Origin of the sequence: Moraxella bovoculi 237 (assembly GCF_000696305.2) — a bacterium.
GTDB classification, from domain to species: Bacteria; Pseudomonadota; Gammaproteobacteria; order Pseudomonadales; family Moraxellaceae; genus Moraxella; species Moraxella bovoculi.
Genome location: NZ_AOMT01000005.1, coordinates 147,674 through 167,244 on the forward strand (window position 1 = coordinate 147,674; position 19,571 = coordinate 167,244).

At 44.8% G+C, this 19,571-nt stretch carries 16 protein-coding genes, 1 tRNA gene, 1 pseudogene and 1 CRISPR repeat array (1 of these 19 cut by a window edge); of the genes and pseudogenes, 13 read left to right on the forward strand and 5 right to left on the reverse strand.

Translation table 11 applies throughout. The features are described 5' to 3' along the window. Positions 1-1,719: direct repeats of the CRISPR family, unit length 32 nt; unit sequence ATCGCACCCCATACGGGTGCGTGTGTTGAAAC; it begins 355 nt to the left of the window's first position. 351 nt (positions 1,720-2,070) lie between these two features. The 7 genes from ispF (at position 2,071) to MBO_RS01105 (ending at position 7,944) form a co-directional block, all read left to right on the forward strand. Next, complete coding sequence (ispF, locus tag MBO_RS01075; protein WP_036362205.1) at positions 2,071-2,550, forward strand: 2-C-methyl-D-erythritol 2,4-cyclodiphosphate synthase; 480 nt, start codon at positions 2,071-2,073, stop codon at positions 2,548-2,550. 47 nt (positions 2,551-2,597) lie between these two features. After that, entirely contained in the window at positions 2,598-3,176 is a 579-nt protein-coding gene (locus tag MBO_RS01080; RefSeq protein ID WP_036362208.1) for a cysteine hydrolase family protein, read from the forward strand. Positions 3,177-3,422: 246 nt separating this feature from the next. After that, entirely contained in the window at positions 3,423-3,758 is a 336-nt protein-coding gene (gene grxD, locus MBO_RS01085; protein WP_036362211.1) for a Grx4 family monothiol glutaredoxin, read from the forward strand. Between the two features lie 224 nt (positions 3,759-3,982). After that, the gene (locus tag MBO_RS01090) at positions 3,983-4,258 is read left to right on the forward strand and encodes a hypothetical protein (RefSeq protein WP_036362214.1); all 276 of its coding nucleotides are present in this window, start codon (positions 3,983-3,985) and stop codon (positions 4,256-4,258) included. 337 nt (positions 4,259-4,595) lie between these two features. Next, positions 4,596-4,910 carry a hypothetical protein gene (locus MBO_RS01095; RefSeq protein WP_052585213.1) on the forward strand — a complete coding sequence of 105 codons (315 nt, stop codon included), beginning with the start codon at positions 4,596-4,598 and terminating at the stop codon, positions 4,908-4,910. An 83-nt stretch (positions 4,911-4,993) separates the two neighbouring features. Continuing rightward, positions 4,994-6,883, forward strand: a complete 1,890-nt coding sequence (gene mnmG / locus MBO_RS01100; protein WP_036362216.1) for a tRNA uridine-5-carboxymethylaminomethyl(34) synthesis enzyme MnmG — start codon at positions 4,994-4,996, stop codon at positions 6,881-6,883. 107 nt (positions 6,884-6,990) lie between these two features. Next, positions 6,991-7,944, forward strand: a complete 954-nt coding sequence (locus tag MBO_RS01105; RefSeq protein ID WP_036363082.1) for an AEC family transporter — start codon at positions 6,991-6,993, stop codon at positions 7,942-7,944. Positions 7,945-8,065: 121 nt separating this feature from the next. On the opposite strand, the pseudogene aqpZ reads toward MBO_RS01105, so the two are convergent. Next, positions 8,066-8,704, reverse strand: a pseudogene (aqpZ, locus tag MBO_RS01110) (aquaporin Z); the annotation flags it as partial. Between the two features lie 347 nt (positions 8,705-9,051). Next, positions 9,052-10,197: a cupin domain-containing protein gene (locus MBO_RS01115; protein ID WP_036362219.1), complete on the reverse strand. Its 1,146-nt coding sequence runs from the start codon at positions 10,195-10,197 to the stop codon at positions 9,052-9,054. Between the two features lie 262 nt (positions 10,198-10,459). Here MBO_RS01115 and prmB point away from each other — a divergent pair, with 262 nt between their 5' ends. From prmB to MBO_RS01145, 6 genes are all read left to right on the forward strand, one after another. Beyond that, positions 10,460-11,488 (forward strand): 50S ribosomal protein L3 N(5)-glutamine methyltransferase, encoded by a 1,029-nt coding sequence (gene prmB / locus MBO_RS01120; RefSeq protein WP_265013578.1) that lies wholly within the window; start codon positions 10,460-10,462, stop codon positions 11,486-11,488. 1 nt (position 11,489) lies between these two features. Continuing rightward, positions 11,490-12,578, forward strand: a complete 1,089-nt coding sequence (gene aroC / locus MBO_RS01125; protein WP_036362221.1) for a chorismate synthase — start codon at positions 11,490-11,492, stop codon at positions 12,576-12,578. A 4-nt stretch (positions 12,579-12,582) separates the two neighbouring features. Beyond that, on the forward strand, positions 12,583-13,050 hold the full coding sequence (gene ybaK, locus MBO_RS01130; protein ID WP_036362224.1) for a Cys-tRNA(Pro) deacylase: 468 nt from the start codon (positions 12,583-12,585) through the stop codon (positions 13,048-13,050). A 22-nt stretch (positions 13,051-13,072) separates the two neighbouring features. Beyond that, entirely contained in the window at positions 13,073-13,222 is a 150-nt protein-coding gene (locus MBO_RS01135; RefSeq protein ID WP_160169648.1) for a hypothetical protein, read from the forward strand. 24 nt (positions 13,223-13,246) lie between these two features. Beyond that, entirely contained in the window at positions 13,247-13,438 is a 192-nt protein-coding gene (locus MBO_RS01140) for a hypothetical protein (RefSeq protein ID WP_052585214.1), read from the forward strand. Between the two features lie 168 nt (positions 13,439-13,606). Beyond that, positions 13,607-14,050, forward strand: coding sequence for a hypothetical protein (locus MBO_RS01145; RefSeq protein WP_152545076.1), 444 nt, complete (start codon positions 13,607-13,609; stop codon positions 14,048-14,050). 237 nt (positions 14,051-14,287) lie between these two features. Here the strand turns inward: MBO_RS01145 and MBO_RS01150 are convergent. The 3 genes from MBO_RS01150 to MBO_RS01160 all read right to left on the reverse strand — a co-directional run bounded on the left by MBO_RS01150 (position 14,288) and on the right by MBO_RS01160 (position 19,546). Continuing rightward, positions 14,288-14,374: transfer RNA gene (locus MBO_RS01150), tRNA-Leu, on the reverse strand. Positions 14,375-14,469: 95 nt separating this feature from the next. After that, the gene (locus MBO_RS01155; RefSeq protein ID WP_036362230.1) at positions 14,470-18,261 is read right to left on the reverse strand and encodes an AAA family ATPase; all 3,792 of its coding nucleotides are present in this window, start codon (positions 18,259-18,261) and stop codon (positions 14,470-14,472) included. Position 18,262: 1 nt separating this feature from the next. After that, positions 18,263-19,546 (reverse strand): exonuclease SbcCD subunit D C-terminal domain-containing protein, encoded by a 1,284-nt coding sequence (locus tag MBO_RS01160; protein WP_052585215.1) that lies wholly within the window; start codon positions 19,544-19,546, stop codon positions 18,263-18,265. Positions 19,547-19,571: the final 25 nt, after the last annotated feature.

Genomic DNA, 19,571 nt, shown 5'->3' on the forward strand with positions numbered 1-19,571 from the left:
TTGAAACCAAGTCCTTTTCTACACGCAAAAAGAATACCTCGATCGCACCCCATACGGGTGCGTGTGTTGAAACACCGCGGTACTTACCGCACATTGCCCAATGGCAAATCGCACCCCATACGGGTGCGTGTGTTGAAACGGTTGCCCTTGCCTTTGGATTTGTTCGTTGTGAATCGCACCCCATACGGGTGCGTGTGTTGAAACGCTTTAAAGGCACTTGCCCAGAGCTCTAGCACAAATCGCACCCCATACGGGTGCGTGTGTTGAAACAATAGCAATAGAGAGTCCATCACTCGTTACTTGTATCGCACCCCATACGGGTGCGTGTGTTGAAACTCCTGTTTGGCGGTTGTGTTGTGTTCGTTAACCTATCGCACCCCATACGGGTGCGTGTGTTGAAACTGCCAACTCAAATTTTACTCGATGTTCAAATAACATCGCACCCCATACGGGTGCGTGTGTTGAAACTGTGTCATCATTGCATTGCACCACGATCAGATCGATCGCACCCCATACGGGTGCGTGTGTTGAAACGGCATTTTCAGGCTGCGAGAAGTACTCAAGCCCATCGCACCCCATACGGGTGCGTGTGTTGAAACGTTAATGATAAATAACTCTTTGACCGCATAACTCAATCGCACCCCATACGGGTGCGTGTGTTGAAACTATTGCGTGTGATAAGTGCGTAGGCATTGCCCCACATCGCACCCCATACGGGTGCGTGTGTTGAAACCATTTCGTGGCCGCTTGAGCTGACAAGTTGATGCATCGCACCCCATACGGGTGCGTGTGTTGAAACAATAGACAGACAGCGTTTGAAAGCATGGTTGGGAATCGCACCCCATACGGGTGCGTGTGTTGAAACCCCGCTGCTTAATGCGAACTTGCTTGTTTTATATCGCACCCCATACGGGTGCGTGTGTTGAAACCCACTTATTACAAATCTGCTTGTTTTTATTTTTGATCGCACCCCATACGGGTGCGTGTGTTGAAACAATCAACAAGGTCAAAAACTGCTGGACAGCGATATCGCACCCCATACGGGTGCGTGTGTTGAAACAAAAACTCTTGGCTGGGTTTTTGGGGGATATTTTATCGCACCCCATACGGGTGCGTGTGTTGAAACAAGGTCTTGAATATCTGGTTTTTGTCTTTGATTAATCGCACCCCATACGGGTGCGTGTGTTGAAACTAATGGTAGATTGTCAGACGCTGAGCTTGCCAAGATCGCACCCCATACGGGTGCGTGTGTTGAAACATCATCTACCATTGCCGCCTTAAGTGCGTCTATGATCGCACCCCATACGGGTGCGTGTGTTGAAACACTGTTGTGTTGAAGTCATTCGCCAGCTTCGTTATCGCACCCCATACGGGTGCGTGTGTTGAAACATCCCCCAAAACAAAAAGCCACCAACATTTTGTTATCGCACCCCATACGGGTGCGTGTGTTGAAACGTACTTATAATAGGGCAGGTCAAAAACTGTTAGACATCGCACCCCATACGGGTGCGTGTGTTGAAACAGGCTATCCGCTAATAATGCGGTTTCGCGGGCGATCGCACCCCATACGGGTGCGTGTGTTGAAACTTTGTCATTTCTACAGAACAATCAAAAAGGAAAAATCGCACCCCATACGGGTGCGTGTGTTGAAACGCGCTAGGGGGTTTTTGTTTGTCTGTCAGCATGCATCGCACCCCATGCGGGTGCGTGTGTTGAAACATTTTTTTAAATTCAATATCTTAATCTGATTCAAAAGTCCTAGCGGGATTGGAAAAGGCAAGGCAATAATTCACTTGATTCTTCTTCATCTTTTGTTTGATTTATTTTTCTATTTTACTGGATTATTTTCTAAGTTAATGCCTGAGCAATAAGAGGGGTTAAATCGTTGCATCTAAGTTTTTAATAATCACCATTATAAGAGCGGCAAACAAGTGATTTTATTTAGCTTAATTTAAGAAATGCTTTGTTGTTTTTAAGTGTTTGCTTTAAGTTGATGGTCATATTGAAGTCATATGCAAGGCATACTATAATGTGACCTCTTAAAACATATATTGATTGCAAGGTTGGATCATGATAAAAATCGGTCAAGGTATAGATGTTCACGCTTTTACGACAGGCGATTTTGTAACGCTTGGCGGTGTGCGTATTCCTCACACGCACGGCATTAAGGCTCACTCAGATGGCGATGTGTTGTTGCACGCTTTGGCGGATGCACTGCTCGGAGCGTTGGCACTTGGCGACATTGGACAGCATTTTCCCGATACCGACCCTGCGTTCAAGGGGGCGGATAGCAAGATTTTGCTAAAGCACGTCTATGAACTTATCAAATCACATGGCTATACGCTTGGCAATGCTGACATGACGGTTATTTGCGAGAGCCCAAAAATCGCCCCACACAACACCGCCATGCGTGAGACCATCGCAGGTGTGCTTGGTGCAGGTGTGGACTGCGTGAGTATCAAGGCGACCACCAATGAAAAAATGGGCTGGATAGGGCGTGGCGAGGGCATTTGGGCGAGTGCGGTGGTGCTATTGATTAAAAAATCCTAGCTTAACATAATTGTAGATTTAGTTGCCAATAAATACAGGAAAATCAAATGATTGTCAAAAACACCGCCTTATTACTCATTGACTTACAACAAGGTTTTTATGATGAAGCCTATTGGGGTGGCAATCGCAACAACCCAAACTGTGAGCAGGTTTGTTTTGAGTTATTGAGCCATTGGCGAGAGCAGGGTTTGCCGATTTTTCACATTCGTCATTCATCAACCACGCCCCAATCACGCCTACACCCTACACACCAAGGCTTTGACTGGATTGAGCTGACCAAACCGCAAGCTCATGAAACCGTCATTACAAAGCATGTCAATAGCGGTTTTATTGGCACGGATTTGCATGAGCAACTGACCAGAGCGAACATCACCACCCTTGTTCTTGCAGGGCTTACGACCAATCACTGTGTATCCACGACCGCACGCATGGCAGGCAATCTAGGCTTTACCACTTTTGTGGTATCGGACGGCACAGCGACTTTTGATAGAATGGGGGCGACAGGCGAGCGGTTTGACAGCCAGCTTGTGCATGAAATCAGCCTTGCCAATTTGCATGGCGAATTTGCGACCGTGCTGACAAGCGATGAGCTTTTAGGGCGTGCTGAACTTTTGTATTTGCAATGAAAAATGAGAAAAATCGCACGTTTTTCAAGGAAAAAGTGAAGTTTGATAGTCATTCTATCAAACGAGCTTTTGACGAAGAAAAACAAGAGTTAGCCATTTTTCATGCAAAAACAGTATTTTATCTCTAAAATATTTCTACATTACAAATAGTGTTATAAAGGTTCAGCACGCCCTATACAAAAAATTCTTGTAAAAATCCCCATTTGCCCCCATAATAACTCAAATTTTCCAAATCGGAGCAATCCTATGACCGACATCAATCCCCAAATCAAAACCTTGATTGAAAACCAAATTAAAGACCATGCTGTCCTACTATATATGAAAGGCACGCCACAATTTCCCCAATGCGGATTTTCAGCCCGTGCGGTGGAAGTTTTGACCCAAATCGGTAGACCATTTGCCTTTGTTAATATCCTAGAAAATCCTGAAATCCGTAGCACCTTGCCACTGATTGCCAACTGGCCAACTTTCCCACAGCTATGGGTAAATGGCGAGCTGATTGGCGGTAGCGACATCATCCTACAGATGTACCAATCAGGCGAATTAAAGCCACTGATTGAAGAGCATAGCCCAGAAGTATAAAGCTATCCAAAAGAGCGTAAATTTACGCTCTTTTTTATTTGGCTGCGGTGTTAAAGTGCCTTATCATTAGGTAATATTTGTATCCTTGATTTATCTTGGCGGATTTATATTTAAACATTGGACATGAGATTGTCTATAAAATATCCTATGTTTTTGCTAGAAATTTAGTTGAATGTATGCTATAAAAGCAAGGTTATTACACCAAAATTTTCAAGGAGAAAATCATGATCAAACGCTTTATTGGTGCTTCTTTATTTGCCATTACTTTAGGCTTTTCTGCTAGTGCAAGTGCTGCTGTTGATGGCGATGCTTGCACATTTAAATTAGCAGCTAACAAAATTTACCAAACTAGTAGCACCGCCAAGTTTACATGCACAACATTATTCAATGGGGAAGCCTTAACAATCAATGAAATCTACTCAAGAGGTTACAAGGTTGTAGCTTTCAGTGATAACGCTAGCCCAAAAGAACTGTTTATCATTATCGAAAAACAAAAATAATTGTTATTCTAGGCTGTATGTAAATTTAACGTACAGCCTTTTTGTTAATAATGCCTCATCCATTTTTGGATTTTTGCAGGGTAATCGCGCGTTTCGGCTGGCAATCTTCCACCTTTTTTGAGGCGACCATTTTTTAAGTAAGAATATATATTGTCTTACTGCCATGTTGTAAACCATCAACGTAAGTTTATTATTTTTCTACACCTAGTGAATATGATGGTTTATTTGTTTGATTGAATTCGATGTTGATGTGGGGTTGAAACTTTTGATTTTATGATTATTATAAATAGGACGTTCAATAAAGACGCGATATTTTTCTAATTTTAAGAGTTGTATTATGCCAAGCATTTCTGAACAAATTATCAGCCTTTGCCAGAAGCCAAATACCGCCCTAGGAGCTATTCATCTTTTGATTGCCAATAATGGGGCGAGCGAATCGGCTTTTCGTGCCGTTTATGATAGGGTCATTGTGGATAATGACGTGGATGGGGCGTATTATTTGGCAAATTTTGCCCAAAAGGTAGATGATTTGCCTTTTGACGGTAAGCCGCTTATTGATATGGTAATGAATGGCGATGATAAAAACATGAAATTGGCATTGATTGAAAAACTGCCAAAAGAGATTCAGTCGGAGTATTTGAATAAGATTTAAGGGCGTTGATCCGCTCTTTTTTAATGCCCAATGATTAAAATTATGCTAAAATAATCGGTTTCTTTTTAAGAATATATAATCTTATGAGCTTTTTAACCAAAACATTTGATGTCATCGTCATCGGTGGCGGACACGCAGGCACAGAGGCCGCTCTTGCGTCCGCTCGCATGGGGGCAGATACCCTACTTATCACGCACAACATTGAGACGCTAGGTCAGATGAGCTGTAACCCTGCCATTGGCGGCATTGGCAAATCGCACCTAGTAAAAGAAGTGGACGCACTGGGCGGGGCAATGGCACTGGCAACCGACAAGGCAGGCATTCAGTTTCGGGTGCTAAATAGCCGAAAAGGGGCGGCCGTGCGAGCGACCAGAGCCCAAGCTGACCGTACTTTATACAAGGCAAGTATCCGTCATACGCTTGAAAATCAGCCAAATTTGACGATTTTTCAGCAACCTGTGGACGATATTATCGTGGAGAACGGGCGTGCGGTGGCGGTGATTACAGCCACGGGCATTCGTCTAAATACCCGTGCGGTGGTGCTGACATCGGGGACGTTTTTGGGTGGGGTGATTCATGTCGGGCTAGACCACCAAAGCGGTGGACGGGCAGGCGATATGCCATCCATTCGTCTTGCCGACCGTTTGCGTGAGCTTAAACTGCCAGTCGGACGACTAAAAACAGGTACGCCTGCTCGTATTGACGCTCGTACGGTGGATTTTAGTGTGATGACCCCACAACCAGGGGATACGCCCTTGCCTGTGATGAGTTATATGGGCGATGTTGCCATGCACCCACGCCAAATCATGTGTTATATTACGCACACCAACGCACGCACGCATGACATTATCCGTGCCAATCTTGACCGCTCGCCCATGTTTAGCGGTAAGATTGAAGGGGTGGGGCCCCGTTATTGCCCAAGCATTGAGGATAAAATTCATCGCTTTGCCGACAAAGACAGTCATCAGATTTTTATTGAGCCTGAAGGCCTCTCCACGCATGAGCTATACCCCAATGGTATTTCAACAAGCCTGCCCTTTGATGTGCAAATTGAGTTTATCCATTCTATGCGTGGGCTTGAAAATGCTCATATCACACGCCCCGGCTACGCCATTGAATACGACTATTTTGACCCGCAAAATCTCAAACCCACGCTAGAAACCAAATCCATTGACGGCTTGTATTTTGCAGGGCAAATCAATGGCACGACAGGCTACGAAGAGGCGGCGGCACAGGGACTACTGGCAGGGCTGAATGCAGGACGCATGGCACTGGGCAAGGCATCGTGGATACCACAGCGGCATGAAGCGTATCTTGGCGTGTTGGTGGACGACTTGATAACTCACGGCACCAAAGAGCCGTACCGTATGTTTACAAGCCGTGCCGAACATCGCCTCTTACTGCGTGAAGACAATGCGGATGAACGCTTGACTGCCATTGGGCGAGAGCTTGGGCTTGTGGACGATGAACGCTGGGCGAAATTTAATCAAAAAATGGAGTCCATCGCCAGCGAAACCGCCCGCCTAAAAGACATCTGGGCAACGCCAAATAACGCCATTGGTAAAGCCTTTATGGAAAATACAGGCGAGATTTTGACCAAAGAAAACAGCCTACTTGACCTTTTAAAACGCCCAAATATCACGTTTGTCGACATTGCCAAAGTGTCAGACAGTACGGTAGGCGATGACGTGGGCGAGCAGATTGAGATAAGTGTTAAATATCAAGGCTATATTGACCGCCAAAATGATGAGATTGAGCAGATGAAACGCCTTGAAAATACAGCTCTGCCGCTTGATTTTGATTATGCCAGCGTGTCAGGCTTATCCAACGAAATCGTGCAAAAACTCACCCAAGTCCGCCCTGCAACACTAGGGCAAGCAAGCCGTATCAGCGGTGTTACCCCTGCGGCGGTGAGTCTTTTGGCGATGACGGTTAAGAAGCTCAAAAAAGCACAAGTAGTCATTGCTGAATAAGCGTGTTAAAGGGCGAGGCATTCGCCCTTTATTCTTTGGTGGTTTTTTATTATTATATGCAAGTTTTTTTTATAAGCCCATAAGAATTTTCGATGAATGTCCAAGAAATTTTACAAGCCATCAGCTTCGCCTTCATGATTGCCTTTCCGAACCTAGCCTTGATGGGGCTAGGTTTTTATATGAAAAGGGCGGGCAAGATTGATGGGGATTTTATTGATACCGCATCTAAGATTGTTTTTAATTTTGGCTTGCCGTGCTTACTGTTTTTTAGTGTGATAAAGAGCGAAGTGGATTATGCTGAACAACTACCGCTCATCATGGCGGGGTTTGTGACGACTTTTGTACTGTTTTTTGGGGCGGAACTGTACGCCAAAATGCTCATCAAGGACGTGCGTGATAAAGGCGTGTTCGTACAAGGGGTATTCCGCTCGAACATGGCGATTATCTCACTGTCGGTGGCGAACAATGCTTATGGCGCGGTGGGGACGAGCGTGGGGGCGGTGTATATGGGGATTTTGACGATCTTATATAATATTCTGTCGGTCATTACATTGTCGCGCACCCAAGAGGGTAAGAACTTATCTGCACAAAGTGTTGATATTGTTAAGAAAATTTTTACCAATCCATTAATCATCGCTTTGGTATCAGCCTTTGCTTATAAAGCGGTCAACCTACCGTTGCCACCGCAGCCCATCACGAAGACGGGCGAGCTTTTATCTAATATCGCTCTACCGCTTGCCCTGATATGTGCAGGCGCGACGCTGGACATTAAGTCCATGTTGGGGCTGTCGGGCGTCTCCATGCAAGCAAGCATTGGGCGGATTATTATTGCGCCGCTGCTTGCGGTGCTGACTGGTGTGGTGTTTGCGCTGCCGCCTGTGCAGTTTGGCGTGTTGTTTGTCATGGTGGCAAGTCCTGCCGCTGCTGCCAGCTATGTGATGGCAAAGGCAATGGGTGGTAATGACGTGTTGGCGGCGAATATTTTGACGTTTACTACGGTGGTTAGCATGGTAGGTATGGCGGTGGGCATGGCATGGCTTCGGGTGCTAGGGTGGGTATAAAATATACAAAAAAATGAGCCTGCTTTAGGCTCATTTTTATTGGAGGGGATTAATCGGGTGTTTCAAGTAGCGCGCGGTAAATTACACCACCTAGCACACCACCGATGATTAGTGCTACCTAGAACAACCAAAACTGTTCAATCGCCCAGCCACCTTGGAAGATTGCCACTGCCGTACTACGTGCAGGGTTTGCCGAGGTGTTCGATACCGGAATGCTGATTAAGTGGATTGGCGTTAGAGTCAGACCGATCGCGATAGGCGCAAAGCCTGCTGGTGCGCGCTTGCTAGTTGCGCCATGGATGATGCTTAGGAAGAACGCGGTTAATACAACTTCTGCCACCAATACCGCCATCATTGAATAGCCATTTGGTGAATGTTCGCCAAAACCATTCGAGGCAAAGCCGCTTGCCACAGCGTCAAAACCTGCCACTCCTGAAGCGATAACATGCAGCACAGCCACCGCTGTGATACCGCCGATTACTTGCGCTGCGATATGGCTAAATGCGTCTTTTGCGCCGAAACGACCGCCTGCAACCAAGCCTAGCGTTACTGCAGGGTTAAAGTGACCGCCTGAAATATGACCCACAGCATAAGTCATGGTCAAAACTGTCAGACCGAATGCCAAAGAAACACCAGCAAAACCAACACCTAGCTCTGTAATACCAGATGCCAAAACAGCACTACCACAACCACCAAAAACCAACCAAAACGTGCCGAAAAATTCTGCACCTAGCTTCTTAGACAATGAAACATGACTCATTGCATGCCTCAATATTAGGATAAGAAGAAAATAGAACGCTTGCAAAATAAATCTATCATTCTAATGTTGCCATAAGAAGACAAGGCGGAATTTAGGACTTAGCTTGCAAAAGAACTGAAAAAAAATTAATCAATTTAAAAACATTCATTAATGCTAATTCATAAACACGCGTATTCTAAAGTTATTTATCTAGTAACAGTAGGGGATTTGTGTACAGTTATGTGGTTTTAGTGATAATTTTTATAGCGATATGAGGGTTTTTTTTGTGAAGTTTTGTATTTATAATTAGGTGATTGGCTAAATAAAAGCCCAATGCATAGATTGGGCTTGATTAATGATAGACGATATCAGAGCAAAATCAGCCAATTATCATTAAGCCAATTTGTACTACTTGCCAATAACTCATTGTCTAAGTCGTTAAACGTAATCACGTCATTATCGGTAAAGCGGTTAATAAGAACCCATTCTTTATCATTAAAACACACGCATTCGCCATTGATGTACCACTCATCGTTTTGTAGGACGAAACGGCAGGCGGGATTTATCATCAAGCATTCGCCATTTTGCAAGCGTTCGGCAAGCTCATCAGGGGCAAGTTCGTCATCAAAGGCGACTAGGTCATACTGGCGTTTGCTAACCAATTCACTCAATGCTTGGGTTAAAATGGCGTTGCCTTTATCAGAATTTAGCAGATTGATAAGTTCGTTCTTTATGGCAGAAATACTGTCGTCCGTGAGTTCATAAGCATTGTCTTGCAGGGCTTGGGGTAGCATAAGCGGAGAGAATAGGGCGTGTTCGCCTGTGGCAACGTCCGCTATTTCGTCTAGGATTTGCACCATGTTAGGACGGCGAAACCCAAAGCTAAACGTCAAGCAGTCGTCCATAGCAACCCCATAATGGCTAAGGCGTGGCGGTACATACAGCACGTCCCCTGCTTCTAGGATTTCATCAAAAATAATCTGCCCCATGTCGTCAAGCAGGCGAATGGGCTGACCTTCGACAAATGGCGTGTCGCTATCGCACATTTTGCCCAGCGTCCAACGGCGAGAGCCATGGCCTTGTGCCAAAAACACGTCATACTCATCATAATGCTCGCCGACCGAGCCGCCTGCCCCAGCGAACGATACCATGATGTCGTCTTGTTGCCATTTTGGAATAAAATCAAAGGCTTGCCACAGCTCGCCAAGCTCGGGCGACCACTGTTCTAGGTTTTGTACCAATACCGTCCACAGGCGTGGCGTGTTTTGCAGGTCTTGCTCAGTCAAAGGCGAATTTTTGAGCGTCCACTCCTTTGGATTGTCTTCTTTTTGGGTAATAAGCCGTGCTGATACGCCGTCTTCTATCGCCAAATCAAGCACATCGACAGGTTCAAACATACCCACAAGGGCAGGCAAGCCGTTTTTGATAAGTAGGGGCTTTTTTTGCCAGTATTCTGCCAAAAAAATCTCGGGCGTGATGTCAGTAGGCAGGCAAAAGGGCAATTTGTCAGTCATGGGTGTCTCTTATGGATGTTGAATATGGTTAATTTGATTATTTTAACAACTTTCAGTCAAAAAAACTATTTTTATGCATCAAACCTTCCTAAAATCGGTTTTAAAATCAGCCATTTTTCTTTATAATGATGATTTTATTTATCAAGAGAATACCATGTCAGGCACACACCAATTTAGCGATGAATTTGCGGGCGATTTTGACCAAGACTTTGATCAAGGCCTTGAACACGAGTTTCAGGATGAGGACTTGACTGAGGGTAAAATGAGTCAGGCTCAACTTGATGAGCTGTATGCTGAGCTGGACGAGGCAGGTAGAAATCTGCGGACGATTCGTGACTTTATCCGTTTTTGCGTGAGTAAATTGCGTGCCTATGACGTGGTGGTGGCTCAGGGTACGACCGATGAATTTGCTGAAGCAGCGGCAATAGTCTTGCACACATTATCGCTAGATTGGTCTGCGGACCCTGAGATTCTTGATTGTCGATTGACAGACAGCGAAAAACAAGCGGTACTTGAGCTGCTATCTGCCCGTATCACGCAGCGTAAGCCGTTATCATATTTGATTAATTTGGCGTATTTTTGTAATTTGCCGTTCTATGTTGATGAGCGTGTCCTTATCCCGCGCTCGCCAATTGCTGAGCTAATCAATCAAAGATTCTATCCGTATTTTGATGTGGATGATGCCAATAAAGCTGATTACTATAATCACGGTTTGCAGGAATTACAGCTGACACCACCTGAACGTATTTTAGACCTTTGCACAGGATCAGGTTGTATCGCCATTGCCTTGGCGGTAGCATTCCCCGATGCCAACGTCGACGGGGCGGACATTGATAAAGATGCCCTAGAAGTGGCATGGACGAACGTCGAGCATCATGAATTATCTCATCAAGTGAATCTGGTTGAAAGTGATCTATTTGCCAAAATCCCTGCCGAGAATCAGTACGAACTGATTGTAACCAATCCGCCTTATGTGGATGCTGCGGTCATGGCGGAGTTGCCGCCGGAGTTCTTGCATGAGCCAGAACATGCCTTAGCGGCAGGGCAGGATGGGTTGGATTTGGTACATCAAATCTTGTACCACGCCCCTGACTATCTGACAAAAGACGGGCTGTTAGTGTGCGAAGTGGGCGACAGCGAATGGGCGTTACGCCAATCTTATCCTGAGATTCAGTTTGACTGGCTGACTTTCCAAAAAGGCGGAAGTGGGATCTTTGCCATTACCTGCGAGGAGCTTTTGGAATATCGTGATGAGTTTAAAAGACAGGTGGATAGGGTTAAGGGAGTGTAACATGGCAGGCAACACAATAGGACAACTTTTTACCGTAACCACCTGTGGCGAGTCGCACGGTGTGGGGCTTATGGCGATCGTGGACGGTGTACCGCCCAATTTGGCGCTGTGCGAGGCGGATCTGCAAGCCGAGCTTGACCGTCGTAAACCGGGGACGTCCAAATTCGCCACTCAGCGTAAAGAAGATGACGTGGTGGAGATTATCTCTGGGGTGTTTGAGGGGCGTACCACAGGCACACCGATCGGACTGCTCATTCGCAACACCGACCAAAAATCAAAGGACTACGGCAATATCGCCACGACTTTCCGTCCCAATCATGCTGACTACACATACACAATGAAGTACGGCTTTCGGGATTATCGTGGCGGTGGGCGTTCGTCTGCTCGTGAGACTGCCATGCGTGTGGCGGCAGGGGCGATTGCCAAAAAATACTTAAAAGAACGCTTGGGCGTGGTCATTCGTGGTCATGTTACCCAAATCGGCACCGAAAAGGCTGAGAAGCTCGATTGGGATATTGTAAACCAGAACCCGTTTTTTTGTGGGGATATTGACGCTATACTACGTTTTGAAAAACTGGTTACGTCTTTGCGTGAACAAGGTACAAGCTGTGGGGCGAAATTAGAGATTTTTGCCGAGAATGTCCCTGTTGGGCTTGGCGAGCCCATTTTTGACCGCCTAGATGCCGATATTGCCCATGCGATGATGTCTATCAATGCCGTTAAGGGCGTGGAGATTGGCGATGGTTTTGCGGTTGCCGAGCAGTTTGGGCATGACAGCCGAGACGAGTTGACCCCTGAGGGCTTTTGTGCCAATCACGCAGGCGGGATTTTGGGTGGGATTAGTAGCGGGCAGGCCATTCGTGTCGCCATTGCCCTAAAACCGACCGCCAGTATCACCACCGCAGGCAAGACGATTAACCTAGATGGTGAGGCGACAGGCGTGATTACCAAAGGTCGTCATGACCCTTGTGTGGGCGTGCGAGCCACACCGATTGCCGAGGCGATGCTTGCGATTGTCCTACTTGACCATTATTTGCGTCATCGTGGGCAAAATGCCGATGTGGTACAACCGTTAAAGCCGATTGAGTAATGTCATGACCCCTGCCATTCGCCTTCTGCAGAAGCAAAAAATCGCCCATAGCATCCATGAGTATGACCACGACCCAGATAATACTAACTTTGGGTTGGAGGCGTCCAAAAAGTTAGGGTTATCGCCTGATACGGTGTTTAAAACCTTGCTTGTTACAGACGGTAAGGCGTATTTTGTGGCGATACTGCCCGTGTGTCATTTGCTTAATTTAAAGAAAATGGCAATGGCTGTCGGTGTAAAAAAGCTTGTTATGGCAAACCCTGCCGATGCTGAACGCTTAACGGGCTATATCGTGGGTGGGATTAGTCCCATTGGGCAGAAAAAACACCTAACAACCGTGATACATTCGTCCGCCCAAACCCTTGATAAAATGTATGCCAGTGGTGGCAAGCGTGGTCTAGATATTGGTGTCGCTCCTCATGATTTGACGAATCTTTTGACAGCTCAATTTTTTGACATTGTTGATAATTAGTCTTGTATTTTAAGAATATGTTATGAAAAAATTAGCTGTATTTGGCGTGGTTGCATTGTTATTATCTGGCTGTGCAACTGGCGGCAATGGCGGCATGTTGGGCGATATTGGCAACAGTCTATTCAAGGAGGCTGTCGATCATCAATGCCGAAATCAATTGAATGCCAACTGAGTTTACAAAACTGCCAGCATTCTCATGAGCGACGCACAAAAGACCAAAATTGAAGATCAAGTGTGTGGCTGTGTGAGTGAAAAAGCACCCCAAAGCGTAACCTTGAATGAAGTTGGTCAAGCGGTAATCGATCCGGCTGCCCGCACCCATATCGCTGTCAAAGCAGTAACTAAGACGTTAAATGCTTGTGTGAATGAATTTTTGTCAGGTCAATAATGATCTGTTCGGCGGCTTATTTGTTTTAGTTTTGTAAATCTTATGTTATAATTTGTATTCTTTAGATTTATTTGTACTCTTAATGACTAAAAGTATGCATACTGGTAAATGATTGCTTTTCACCCAAAACACAAATCTATGGCTGATCTCTCAAAAGGGCGATGGGCCTTGGGATTTTTTTTGCTGCTTACTGGCTGTGGTACTGAGAGCGCAGAGATGGTTAAGGCAGAGCAATCGGCTGTCATCTTAGAGAATTACACACCCGCCAGAAACGATAAGTTGCAGCAGAGACGGGCAAACGTGGGCGACGAATGCCCTAAATTAGTACAAAAACGTGTTGATCACACTGCTGTCTCTCGTCAAGATAGTATTATGGGTAATACTTGTGATTATTTTATTTATCCAGCTGTGGGTGATACGCTGACAGTCTATGTATCCGATGGGCGCATGAAGCCTTTTTTAAATACGCCATACTATCACGATTTTGCCAACGGCAGTTATAAAGTAATCGCGAACGGTAGGCATGTCATGCGCTTGGAATACAATGCGCTGGAACATAAGCCTGCCGTGATGGATTATGTGCTTGTGGTGAATATCGCATCGCCAAAGTAAGTCGTTAAAGTATTGTCAAATATATCAAAAAGCCTAGGTATTCCCTAGGTTTTTTAATTTGTGAGCTTCAATGGCGGCAAATCCACTAATCTTATTTAAGAAATCTCGTATTTGGGGTGAAGGAGTGGAGCGGCTAGGGTGATTGTTGTATGATTAATATTCTGCAAAATAGCCAGTTGTATTAATGTATGTTTGAATAAGCAATAAAAAAACCCTTGAATATTCAAGGGTTTGTGTTGGTACCAGTGGTCGGACTCGAACCGACACGCTTTTAAGGGCAACGGATTTTGAATCCGTCGTGTCTACCAATTTCACCACACTGGCATAAGTGGTTGTCGTTAAACATGAAGCGTATTATATAGGATTTTTTAAAAAGGTCAAGTGTTTTTAATGATATTTTAAAAAAATCCGACTTTTATTTAACCACCGCTAATGACACCGGCGCCACTCAATCGACTTGTGCCATTAGCGCCTTTATGAACGAGAATCTGAGTGCTGATGCGCTCCTTTAGCGTGGCGACATGTGAGATGATACCAATCATTTTCCCTTCTTCTTGAAGTGCGGACAAGGTGGATAGGGCGATATCCAGTATCTCTTCATCGAGCGTGCCAAAGCCTTCATCTAGGAATAATGAGTCAATCGCAACCTTGTCACTGCTCATCATGGAGAGACCCAAGGCGAGCGCAAGACTGATGATGAAACTTTCACCACCTGATAGGTTCTTTGTGCTGCGCTCTTCATTACCTTGATGGGTGTCGATGATGCTGATTTCCAGTGAGTTTCTGTCATCGGCATTGCCATGTTTTAAAATATAGCGTTCGTTCATTCGGCTAAGTACTTGATTGGCGTAGTATAGCATCAGATCTAGTGTTAGCCCTTGGGCGAAGTTGCGGTATTTTTTGCCATCTGCTGAGCCGATCAGCTCGTTTAACTTTATCCAGATTTGAATGTCCTGCTGCTTGCGCTTGATGTTATTGGTTAGTGTGTTTTGTTTTTCGCGGGCAATAGCAGCACTTTGTAAGATTTGTTGGTTTTTACCCAGGCTTTGTAGGGACTCGCGTTCTTGTTGTTGCAGATCATCTCGTCTGCTGTAGAGTTCATCAAGTGTTTCTTTGTTGGTGATGGATTGGGTGAGCGTGTTTAAATTGTCATGCTCTTCTTCTAGGCTTTCTTTGCTGCGCTTAATAGCGTATAAGATGGCATCCGCTTCTTGGCTTAACTTTGCTCTGTCGTTGTGATTTAAGCAAGCCTGTAAGAACGCTGCCTCATCATCAAATCCCTTTTTGTGTAAGGTGAACGTGAATTGATCGGCCGCTTGTTTAGCTTCTTGAGATAGATTGTTTAGTTTGTTATTAAGTGATTGTAGCTGTTCGGTCAATAATAATGCATTGTTTTGATGATGGTTGTGCGCATTGACAGCTTTATTTAGCATCTCATTGCCGCGCTGAATTTTTTGCCTTAGTAGTAGGGCTTCATCATCAATAATTTTATCGCCAAATATCGTCCGCCTTTGTGCTTGCAGGCTGCTGATGTTATCTTGAATATTGGTGTACTTTTCTTGATATGAATGGCTATCTAAGCTTAATTTATCAAGTTGCTGCTGCTGATTATCAAGGCTGATTTTAATGCCATCAAGCATGCGAGTAGATTCTTGATATCTGATTTTAGCGTCTTGATGGGTTTGATATTTTTGATTGAGTTTATTAATTTTATCTAAAATATCATCTGATACGTTTGATAAGATTTCAACAGTGAATTGTGTATTGAAGTCACCTTTGCGTATTGTTAAGTCATACTTATCTAAAGTGTGCGCGATGTTGAAATGGCTTTGCTTAAATTTATTCAAGGCGTGATTAAGATGTTTGGTCTGTTGATTGATGATGTCTTGGGTGTTGGCAATGTTGCCCTTTAAAGTCTCGCCTTCGACTTTGATATTGCTAAAGTACTGTGTGTATTTACCTACATTATTAATCGCTTGGGTCAATTCAGGTTCTTGTGCTTGGTACTTGGCATGCGTACTATTTAGCTGTGCTAGTGTTTGCTGATTCTGTAGGATTAGGTTGTTTAATAGATTGTCATCCAATTGATTAATATCAAAACTAAAATCATTCTTAATGCTTGATAGCTCATCAAGCGCTTCTTGCATCTTTTGTTTTAAAGTGGGTTGCTGCTTGATGATGTCGTCGAGGTTCTTATTTAGATTATCTAAATTGTTATTACTGACGGCAAGTTGTTGGTTGTTACTTTGCATTGAGCTATTTAGGGTGCTGATTTTGTCTTTGGTGTGTTTAATCGTCTCTGCATCCAAGCTCTCTTCTTCGTGCAGGTGCGGGTGCTTATCAGCATAAGGGTGATCAATGGCGCCGCACAGTGGACAGGGTTTGCCATCTTGTAGATTGCTAAGGTGCTTTTTGAGAATGCTGACTTCTAGGCGTAGGGCGTGCGCATTCTCAAGTGTGATAAGGGTTTTGTTTTCTTTGTCCAGTTCATCGCCAAGCTGCTGGGCTGTGTTTTGTATTTCGCCAATCTGCTTGGTGAGGTTGCCGATTTGAGTTTGTAGCTTAGCGACTTGCTCTTGGTTGAGCTGATATTGATCATAAGGGTCTTTTAGGGCGGTTAGTGTGGATTTGATCTGTGATTGCTGCTGAATTTTCTGGTTGATGGACATACCGTACCGCATGATGGCTTCAGCAGTGATGGGGCTTTGTATTCTCGTCAAGGTGATAAAATCAGCCTGTATTAGCTCAAGGTTTTTCTGACTGTTGGTTAATCGAGTCTTAGCGTCTTGGTAATCAATACGCTTTTGGGCGATGGTGTTTTGTAGGCCCTCAAGGGCAGCTTGATGATGATTAAGGTCTTGATTAAGTATTTGAATTTCTTGGATTTGACTATTAAGCTGTATGTGTTCTGCGTTCAGGCGACCCAGATCCTGCCCAAGATCGGCAACATCATAACGAAGCGTGTCTTGTAGCTCTTTTAAGATTTCGTTTGTTTTGGTTTGATCATTGAGTAATGATTGGATGTTGTTGTTTAATGCTTGAATGTTTTGATTGTTTTGGCTGATGGTTTGATTAAGCCGATCCTTTTGTTCATTTAGATGCGATAATTGACCATCAAGCTCTCGAACTTGCTTAAAAATAGGCTGTGCGGCAGCCTCTTCGCTCTCGACGTCTTTTAAATTTTTGGCTGCATTGCCTTGTTCTATCGAGCTTTCGGTGATGCTTTGCTGAGCGTGATTAAGATCACTTTCAAGCTTTAGAATATCATCTCTGACTTGGTTTTCTTGCTCACGCAGATGAGAGAGTTTGGTATATTCGTCGTGGATGGCAAAGGCATTATTGGCAAGCTCTAATGCTGCAAATTTTGGCTTAAAATGTTCTCGAGCCTGCTCATGTTCGACAAGCGATTGAGTGAGTTTTTGAATTTTTTGTTCGATTGTTTGTTTTTGTTCTAGTTTTTTTATGTGAGTTTCGGTGTCTTTTAGGGTGTCTTGATTTTTATGAAGTGCAGCTTTATCCGCCTCGATGCTTGCTTTTAGGGCGTTAAACTCATCGTCAGCCATGATCTCACTGTCGTCAAGCCTGTCTTGTAGTGCGGTGAGTTCTTGGCGTTTTTGTTTTTGAAGTTCAAAGGCTTTAGTACCGATTCTACCGTAGATTTGAGTGCCGGTGATTTGTTCTAGAATTGCGCCTTTTTCACCAGCATCCGCCTTCAAAAATGCCGCAAAATTTCCCTGAGCAAGCATGACAGAGCGGGTAAATTGCTCAAAGTTCATGTGCATGATTTCGACAGCTTTTTTTTCGCATAGTTTGATTTTGCTCTCTAAGATCTTGCCATCATCGCCCACGTGCTTAATTTGGCTGATTTCACGTTTGACGGCTTGTAATTTACCGTCTGCCTTGCCACCAGCGCGGCGCTGCTGCCACGTAAATCGATACATCTTACCACTGATTTGTAGTTCAACTTGTGCGCCGCATTCACCTGCGCCTAGGCTCATGAGTTCGTTTTGGGTGGTGCTAATTTGATTGATGCGTGGTGTCTCGCCGTAGATGGCAAGGCAGATGGCATCCAAAATCGTTGTCTTGCCCGCGCCCGTCTGACCGATGATGGCAAAAATACCATCGCGTACGAACGCATCATCGGTGAAATCAATGTGCCAATTGCCTTTAAGGGAGTTAAGGTTGTTAAATTTTAGGCTTAAAATTTTCATGTCATTCGGCGCTGTGATCGGTGTCGTGTAGGTCGGTAAGTAGAGTTTGGTAGGCTTGTCTTAACGCCTGCTGTTCAGCATCCTCTATGTCGTTTTGATTGAGCAAGGTTTCAAAAACTTGCATCTCGGTCAGCTGTTTTAGATCGATTGTTCGATGATGTAAGCTAAGGCTTTGCTGATACAGAGTTTTGTTTTGGATGTTTAATGCGGTGACGAGGCTGTATTCAAGCAGGCTACGAATGTCCTGTACGAGTGTCGGACGAATCTCGTTGCCTGTATAAATAATCTCAACCCAGATGCTCTGACCATATTCGATAAGTTTGCTCAGTTCTTTGGTGATTTGATCCCAGTCGCCATTGATGCGTGCAAGCTTTTGAAACACTGGAACGGGTAATGCCGTGATACTAGGCTTGGTATTGGCATCATCAAAATCAACCAACAGCACTTGCTTGGCTTTACCCGCCTCGCCAAAACCCATCGCAATCGGCGAGCCACAGTAACGTATGTGATCGTAGCCGGCAACTTTTTGTGGCGCGTGAATATGCCCCAGCGCCACATAGTCAATGCATTCATCAAAGGTGTTGGCGGATATTTGACCTAGCGTACCAACATACAGATCGCGCATCCCGTCGTCCTTGGATGAGACGCTGGCGCCTGCGGCGAAGAGATGCCCTGTGGCGATGATGGGGATTTTTTTGTTGAATTTATTGAGAATGTCGGCTTGCGTTTGTTTGGCTTGTTCACTTAGCGTCTGATAATGATTGGTAATGCCTTGGATGGTGTCACACTCTTTGGTGGTGATGTCATCAAAGCTTTTACTAGCGCGAACGTCTTTGTCGCGCAAATAAGGCACAGCAAGGATAATGGCTTCAGGGGTGTCGCCTTTGTGTAATATCAGAAGCTCATCGCTAATATCATCGCTTGCGATGCCGATGACTTGAATATTCAGCGCGCGCAAGATTGTCTTGGGTGCATCTAAGAAAGTTGGGCTGTCGTGATTACCAGCAGTGATAATCACATGACGGCAAGCGCTTTCGGCAGTGCTGCCTAGGAATTTATAATAAAGCTCTTGGGCTTTATTACTTGGTGTCATCGTGTCAAAAATGTCACCCGCCACAATCAAAACATCCACCTCATGCTCATTAAGTACATCAATGAGCCAATCCAAAAATTGCGCAAATTCATCATAGCGCTGCTCTTGGTAGAGTCGTTTGCCAAGATGCCAATCAGAGGTGTGCAGAATGCGCAGGGTGGATTTTTTTGGGATGGTGTTTGATGTCGTCATGTAAAAAAATCATTAAATACGGTAA